This is a genomic window from Bacillus sp. P14.5 (assembly GCF_003316765.1).
Taxonomy (GTDB): domain Bacteria; phylum Bacillota; class Bacilli; order Bacillales; family Bacillaceae_B; genus Rossellomorea.
In genome coordinates, this window is record NZ_NIJF01000074.1 from 1 (window position 1) to 4,975 (window position 4,975).

The following is a 4,975-nucleotide window of genomic DNA, read 5'->3' on the forward strand; positions in this document are numbered from 1 at the left end:
GCGGGTGAGTGGAGTCATCGCAGGGGTGGCCGTCGCCATGTTGCTAAGCCAAGTGTGGTCCAGTCCGGCTCACGAAGACACCGTGACCATTTTAGCGGCGGCAAGCCTAGGGCCAGCTTTGCAGGAAGTCGAGAAACAATTGGAATCTGAGCTCGAAGGGATCGACATTCGCGTCGTGACGAACGGGAGCGGCGCCTTGAGAGCACAAAATCAATCACGGCTCTCCGGCGGACATCTTTTTAGCCGCGAGCGATGACGATGTTGATCGATTACAAATCCCGATTCTCGAGCGGGATGCGTTCTTGCATAACGAGTTGTGGCTCGTGACACCGAAAGGAAAACCGTGCGCGGAGACGTGGGACGACTTAAATACGTGCGCTCGCATCGTCATCGGCGACCCGGTGAATGTCCCGGCCGGTCGTTACGCAAAAGAGGCGCTCGAAGTGGAACAGGCGTGGGAACAGGCGGAACCTCGAATCATGTTCGCCCAGAATGTGAGACAAGTGCTGACGCTCATTGAACAAGGTGATGCCAATGCAGGATTCGTCTATAAGACAGAATTGACGACAGCCGTCGAGGCGATTCAGTCGATCCCGCTTGAAGCGACGGGCACGATTTCATATCCGGCGGCCCGGTTGACACATGAATCATACGTGCGGGATGTCTACGCGCGTTTGTTTGACGATGACATCCAAGCTCACTTCTTAGCGAAAGGATTTTCAAAATGATGCAATCTCCACTACAGCTCACGTTCGAAGTCGGGATGATGGCGACGATGAGCGCCTTCGTCCTCGCCTTCGGGACGGCCTATTTCATGCATCACCGTCAGTTCAAAGGTAAACGGCTGCTCGAGACAATCTTTTTGTTGCCGCTCATCTTGCCGCCGACGGTCATCGGTTTGTACGCCTTGATCGTGCTTGGGAACAACGGGATCGGCGGGTTCTTGCCCGTCACTATCTTGTTCACCAAACAGGCGAACATCATCGCGTCCGCCCTGGCCGCGTTCCCGCTGATCTATCAAACGATTCGGCTCGGGCTCAAACAGCTCGATGCGGAATGGTATGAGGCTGGACGCGTGCTCGGCGGGTCAGAGCGTCAACTGTTCACCTACGTGACAATCCCACTGCTGTTACCTGCGTTGACGAGCGGTTTCGTCCTCGGATTCGCCCGATCGATCGGCGAGTTCGGGATCACGATGATGATTGCGGGAAACATTCCAGGTGAGACGATGACGCTCGCCACAGCGATTTATATGGCGACGATCAACGGCGATATGACCCAGGCGCTCGTCTGGAGCGGATGGCTGGTTGGTTTGGCGTTTTTAGTCCTCTGGCTGAGCGAACGTTACGGCAAGCGTCAATATTAGTCGATCACGTCGACTTTTTTCACATAAGACCGGTTCGGGGTATTCAAGATACTCGGACCGGTCTTTTTCCAAATGTGGACGTGGTCCCCGACAGCGATTTGCTCGAACGTGTCTTTCACTTGAAACTTGAACCAGCTTATGTTTTCCGGTGCGCTTTGAGCGAACAGTTCGTCAGGCGAGAGCGTGGCGTCTTCGGCAGTGATGTCGCTGATGACGAGGGCGGTGCGGTCAGATTCATTTATTTCAATCACATACCCCTCGACATCCGGTGCGGTCGTCGCCCGGTTGGCGAAGACGAAACCGATGGAAAAGACGACGAGCATGGCCGCGATGGTGAGGAATAACATGATTTTAAGCGATGATTTCATAAGGGAACGCCTCCTTCGTTCATTATTCTGTCACGTCTCGAATCGCTTATCTGTGAAAAAAGTAACAGTTAAGTCGAGATGTCATCTTTATGATGAAACTATGAAGTCGCTCGGAAAGAGAAGGGGGAACACATATGTCCGATCGTTATTTTATTCGACCGCCGCAAAGTGGTCGTTTGTTGGATTTACCATGTTGGTGCTCTCGACATGGATTGCCTCGGCAGGATTTGAGCACGTAGACATGGCGCTATTCGGCTACTATATCGCCGCCGTCATTTGCATGATCGGGATGGTCGTCCGCTTGACGTTATTCTTTGCACGGCCGGCCACCTCACAAGTTTTGAAGCGAAGCCTCAAGCAAATGAAGGCGGAGAAGAAACGGGCCAGCAAAGCCGTCGCTGCGACGACCGTCAACAACATCGTCTTACAGAAATTCATTTGGGAGCGGGGCTGGTACCGCTGGACCCAACATATGTTGATCGCCTGGGGATGCCTCGGGTCGTTCGCCATCACGTTCGGGTTGACGTTCCAATGGATGCGGTTTGATTTGATCGATATCGAGACATATCAAATCGTCGTCTTCAACATCCCGACCATCAAAATGGCCGCACACGGGTTGTTCGCGGAGCTCGTCTACAACGGCTTGAATATTACCGCGCTCATGTTGCTCGTCGGCGTGCTCATGGCGCTCTATCGCCGCATTAACGACCAGGACGTGAAAGTGACGCAGCGGTTCGAATTTTGTATATTTTTACCGCTCCTCATGTTGCTCATCGTCACCGTATCAGGGCTCTTGTTGACCGTGTCATATGWWTTTTCGGCGGATTCATCCATCACGAGCTCGCCTTGTTCCATCAATTGACCGTCATCATCTTTTTATGCTACTTCCCGTTCGGTAAACTGTTCCACTTGCCGGTCCGACCGATGGCGGCTAGCGTGCCGATGAACTATCGCGAAGTCGAGGCAGATGAGACGCGTGTTTGCGCTGGCTGTGGGACGCGCTACGCGACCGACAATCAAGTCGATGACGTCCAAGCGATTCTAAAAGCGCAGACGATCCAGCTCGGACTCAGTGACGGGACCCAGCTGTCGGATTACTGCCAACCGTGTCGACGTTCGATGCGTGTGAAGATGCAGTTGAACTTGATGAATGGACAGTTGCCGACGCATCCGGTCGATACGAACACCGGCATGTCGATGCCAGGATTTGGCCGGCCGAAGGAGACGAAAAGGTGAGGCAAAAGATGAGACACCTGTGCGTTAAGTGTGGCGAACCGACTGGGACGCTTGAAGAAATCGAACAAGTGAAGCAATTGCTCGTAGGGTCGGACCAACTCGTGAAAGTCGATGCGGCGCACACGGTTCAGGACCTGTGTCACGCCTGCCGTCGTCGGGCCCGGCTCGATTCGGCACTCGGACGGCCCGGAAGTGACGGGATGCATTATCCGCTTCAAACGATCAACGGCTATCATGTCAGTGGATTTTCAAAACGAAGAGCGGAAACGTTCTATGGAGGGGAAGACGATGAGTGACTTTTTAACGTCGCCAGAAGTACAGAATTTAATCAAACCGGGCGAGAAACTGATTACGACCCACTGCTGTTACTGCGGCATGCAGTGTGGCATGCATATCCGGGTCGATGAGAAGACGGGGGCCGTCAAAGGCGTCGAACCACGCTACGATTTCCCGGTCAATAAAGGAAAACTTTGTCCGAAAGGCGTCACGGCCTATCAAACGATCGAACATCCAGACCGCATCATGACCCCGCTCATCAAGCGGAACGGCAAGTTTGAACAAGCGACATGGGAAGAGGCGCTCGACGTGATCGAAGCGAACTTTAAGCGAATTCAACGGGAACACGGGAAAGACGCGGTGTCCGTCTTCGGCGGCGTCTCGATGACGAATGAGAAATGTTACCTCGTCGGGAAGTATGCCCGTGTCGCACTCGGGACACGATTCATCGATTACAACGGTCGTTTCTGCATGTCTTCGGCTGCCGGAGGTTTCTTGAAGACACTCGGGATTGACCGCGGGGCGACGCTCCCGTGGACGGAATTCGAGCACGTCGATACGTTCTTCGTCGCCGGCTCGAACATCGCCGAATGTCACCCGACGACGACGCAGCATATTTGGAAGGCGAAAGACAAAGGCGCGAAAATCATCGTCGCCGACCCTCGTGAAATCCCGATGGCACGTGTCGCCGACGTTCATCTCGATCTGAAGCCAGGGACGGACGCGGCGCTCGCGATGGGATTGCTCAACTTCTTGGTCGAACACGATTACGTCGATCAAGCGTACGTGGATGAGCGTTGCGATAACTACGAAGAGTTGAAGGCATCGGTCCGTGACTGGTCGCTCGAACGGACGAGTGAAGTGACCGGTGTCGCCATTGAAAAACTCGAGAAGGCAGGGCATATTTACGGGAAAAGCCCACGCTCGGTCATGTTGTTCGCTCGCGGCGTCGAACAACAATCGAAAGGCGTCGACAACGTCTCGCTCTACACGTCGATGGCGCTCCTACGCGGCATGATCGGGAAGTTCGCCTCAGGCGTCGCCACGATGACGGGGCAAGGGAATGGCCAAGGTGGACGGGAACATGGACAAAAAGCCGACTTGTTACCAGGCTACCGGAAGTTAACGGACCCGAAAGCCGTCGAATATGTGAGCGGCGTCTGGGGTATCGATCCTTCTGAAATGCCAAAACCAGGCGTCTCCGCGTTCGAGATGTTCGATGAGATTCAAGCGGGCACGATTCGGGCGATGCACCTCATGTGCTCGAACCCGGCCGTGTCGGCACCGAACCTCCCATACGTCTGGGACAGCTTCAACAAACTCGATTTCTTCGTCGTCAGTGACTTCTTCATGTCGGAATCTTGTGAGTTCGCTGACGTCGTCTTACCGGCCTGTTCGTGGGCCGAGGACGAAGGGACGACGACGAACCTAGAAGGACGTGTCATCCGGATCCGGAAAGTGCGCGAACCGCTCGGGGACTCGCTCCCGGACTGGGAAATCATGAAGCGGATCGCGGAGCGGATGGGACGCGGACAGTACTTCCCGTACGAGACGGCGCGTGACATTTGGGAAGAGTTCCGTATCGCGACGAAAGGCGGAGCGGCGGACTATTCAGGGATCACGTGGGAGCGGATCGATGACGAGTATGGTGTCTTTTGGCCATGTCCGTCCGAAGACCATCCAGGAACACCGACGATGTTCAAAGAGCGGTTTGGAACGGCGAACGGGA

The 4,975-nt window shown here is 54.7% G+C and carries 7 protein-coding genes; 6 read left to right on the forward strand and 1 reads right to left on the reverse strand.

Translation table 11 applies throughout. The features are described from left to right. The 3 genes from B9Z54_RS25740 to modB all read left to right on the forward strand — a co-directional run. Window positions 1-256 (forward strand): molybdate ABC transporter substrate-binding protein (locus tag B9Z54_RS25740; protein WP_481747796.1); only part of this gene is annotated, 256 nt, incomplete at its 5' end. After that, a complete protein-coding gene (modA, locus tag B9Z54_RS13660) occupies window positions 234-728 on the forward strand; it encodes a molybdate ABC transporter substrate-binding protein (protein WP_240189925.1) in 495 nt (164 codons plus the stop codon). The genes B9Z54_RS25740 and modA, both read left to right, overlap by 23 nt. Further along, the gene (gene modB / locus B9Z54_RS13665) at window positions 725-1,366 is read left to right on the forward strand and encodes a molybdate ABC transporter permease subunit (protein ID WP_113928933.1); all 642 of its coding nucleotides are present in this window, start codon (window positions 725-727) and stop codon (window positions 1,364-1,366) included. The genes modA and modB overlap by 4 nt, the downstream gene beginning before the upstream one ends. On the opposite strand, the gene B9Z54_RS13670 is transcribed toward modB, so the two are convergent. After that, the gene (locus B9Z54_RS13670) at window positions 1,363-1,734 is read right to left on the reverse strand and encodes a DUF3221 domain-containing protein (protein ID WP_113928934.1); all 372 of its coding nucleotides are present in this window, start codon (window positions 1,732-1,734) and stop codon (window positions 1,363-1,365) included. The genes modB and B9Z54_RS13670 overlap by 4 nt on opposite strands. A 100-nt stretch (window positions 1,735-1,834) precedes the next feature. On the opposite strand from B9Z54_RS13670, the gene B9Z54_RS13675 reads away from it, so the two are divergent. The 3 genes from B9Z54_RS13675 to B9Z54_RS13685 form a co-directional block, all read left to right on the forward strand. Then, the gene (locus B9Z54_RS13675) at window positions 1,835-2,596 is read left to right on the forward strand and encodes a hypothetical protein (protein ID WP_240189923.1); all 762 of its coding nucleotides are present in this window, start codon (window positions 1,835-1,837) and stop codon (window positions 2,594-2,596) included. Further along, entirely contained in the window at window positions 2,593-2,970 is a 378-nt protein-coding gene (locus B9Z54_RS25745) for a hypothetical protein (protein WP_240189924.1), read from the forward strand. Before B9Z54_RS13675 ends, B9Z54_RS25745 begins: the two co-directional genes overlap by 4 nt. A 288-nt stretch (window positions 2,971-3,258) precedes the next feature. After that, window positions 3,259-4,975, forward strand: a 1,717-nt coding sequence (locus tag B9Z54_RS13685; RefSeq protein WP_113928936.1) for a molybdopterin oxidoreductase family protein, incomplete at its 3' end; no start/stop codon positions are given.